Source organism: uncultured Microbulbifer sp. (assembly GCF_947498635.1).
Classification (GTDB): Bacteria; Pseudomonadota; Gammaproteobacteria; order Pseudomonadales; family Cellvibrionaceae; genus Microbulbifer; species Microbulbifer echini.
Genome location: NZ_CANMKV010000086.1, coordinates 1 through 2246, shown reverse-complemented (window position 1 = coordinate 2246; position 2246 = coordinate 1). Strand labels below are relative to the sequence as shown.

Sequence of the window (2246 nt, the reverse complement as noted above, 5' to 3'; positions counted from 1 at the left end):
TATGCTCCCGATAAACAGAAACTGTCCTGACCTGATCTTCAGGGGCGCTTACTCGTGTATAGGCTGTTGTCGAGTAGGTATAGGGTTGTGAAGGCTTGGTTTTCTCAATTTCTGATTGAACCGATAAAGTGCGGTTATCCGTATCCGTAAACTGCTCCGCAACAATCGCCGTGCTGGCATAGGTATAGAGCTGTACCGGTGCGCGGGTATAAGCGGTAGTAATGGCACTGCCGCTGACGGTTTCTGTTCTTGTATTTTCTACCCGCGCGTTAGTGGCGCCACTTAGGGCATAGGGGTTTTGTGCCGGGCGTGTGGTGGCGGATTGACTGAGGTCGATACTGCCGCTTTGATTGACAATACTGCGCTGGTTAAAGCCGAGGCTGTCTGCCTGGGCATAGCTCTGCTGTGGGTTCACCCATTGAGTCGCACTGTCGCTAGTGACGCTGAGGTTGGCATTACTGGTGGCGTATTTGGCCGCTAGGGTGTCAGTGGTCTCTCCCTGGGGATTTTGTATTTTGATGTCGTACTGGGTGCTGCGCAGTACCTGCCCTTGGGCGCTGTATTGGGTTTCGCTCAGGTAGCCTTCTGCGTCCACAAAGAAACGTACCTGGCCGGCGTCATCGTAGTATTGATACGTGTTGCGGTCACTGCCGGGTACGGCTGTTGGGCGCAGGTCTGCCAGGGTGACACTTTGCTCGATGCCAATCACATTGCCGTCGCTGTCTTTCTGCAACAGGCTCTGTAATTGGGCGCTGCTCAGGCGGCTGGCGTAGTGGGTGCTCTGTATCTGCTGGCCTTCGCCATCGTAGTGGAATTCGGTGATGGTGCCGGAGGCGCTGATTACGGCGACCATCTGGCCTTTGTCATCGTAGAGGCTGTGGCTGATTGCGCCGATGGCATCCTGGGTGGCGCGGATGCGCCCGAGGGTGTCGTAGAAGTAGCGGGTTTCCCCCAGGTTGGCGTTGCCCTTGGTGGTGTCGTGGCGGATTTCGCTGATCAGGCTGCCGTTGCTGGCGTAGCTGCGGGTAATCTGCAGACCGTCGGCGTCGATACTGACCACCTGGGATTGGGCGTCGTTGTACAGGGTGGTGCTGGCATGGCCTGCGGCATCGGTACTGCTGAGCAGGCGGCCGAGGCCGTCGTAGACGTAGCTGGTTTTATAGGTGCTGGAGTTCTGTTCACCGCCGCGGGGGTCGACGGTGCTGCGCAGCTGACCGTTGGCGTCGTAGACGGTGTATTGAGTGGATTCACTGCCGTCGGCAATGCCCTGGCCGTTACTGCCCACCTGGCTGTAGCGGGTGACGCTGTACACCTGGCCGCGGAAGTCCAGGCGGGTGTCGCTTCTGCGCGTGGCGTTGTGCAGGCTGTTGGTCTGGATATCGCTCTGGGTATTCTGCACCCAGCTATTGAGACTGGCGTAAGTGAAGTCGACGGCGTTTTCGGCACTGGCTTCGCTGTAGTTGGCGGCCTCGAACTGGTCGAAGTAGCCGTGCTGTAGGTAGGTAATGGCGCTGACGGTGCGGGCGGGAATACCGTGTTCGGTACTCTGGGCGGCGTCGCTGTAGCGGGTTTCCTGGACGGTGCCGTCGTGGGCGATGACAAAGCGCAGGCGCTGCTGCTCGTCGTAGACATAGTGGGTAACACGGGCTTCGGCCGGCTGCTCGGCGCCGTCGCCATCGGGGTCCGGGCGCAGGTAAACGGTTTCTTTGCTCAGCTGGTTGTGGCTGTCGTATTCGCGCTCGACCGTATTGCCCTGAGCATCGCGCACCAGGGTCTGGTTGCCGCGGCTGTCGTATTCATAGACGGTGGTATCGCCGCTGTGATCGGTGAGGCTCAGCAGGTTGCCGTCGGCGTCGTAGCGGTATTGATTCAGTGCGCGCACACCGTTCCCATCGGCGGGGGCTTTCATCTCGGTGATGCGCCCGGCGCTATCGAAGATCAGTTCAGTCTGCACTCCGGTCCAGCTACCGCTGCCCGGTTCCGGGTTGTTTACCTGGGTAATGGTGGTCTTGCGCTTGGCCAGATCGTAGCTGTAGGCAGTGACACGACGGTCGCTGTGATCAAACTCCTGTGCCAGACCGCTGGAGGTTACACGGCCAGTATGCACCTCGGTAACTCGATAATCTCCCTGCCCATCCACATTAGCGTACACAAAGCGTATTACCGTGCCATCACTTTGCAGCACTGCGGCAACACGGGTGCTGTCACCATCGTATTCGTAAGTGGTGGTGTACACATTGCCGTCG

At 58.8% G+C, this 2246-nt stretch carries 1 pseudogene; it reads right to left on the bottom strand.

Annotation, left to right across the window (positions count from 1 at the left end):
- A pseudogene (locus Q1A69_RS19825) lies at nucleotides 1-2246 on the bottom strand (hypothetical protein); the annotation flags it as partial.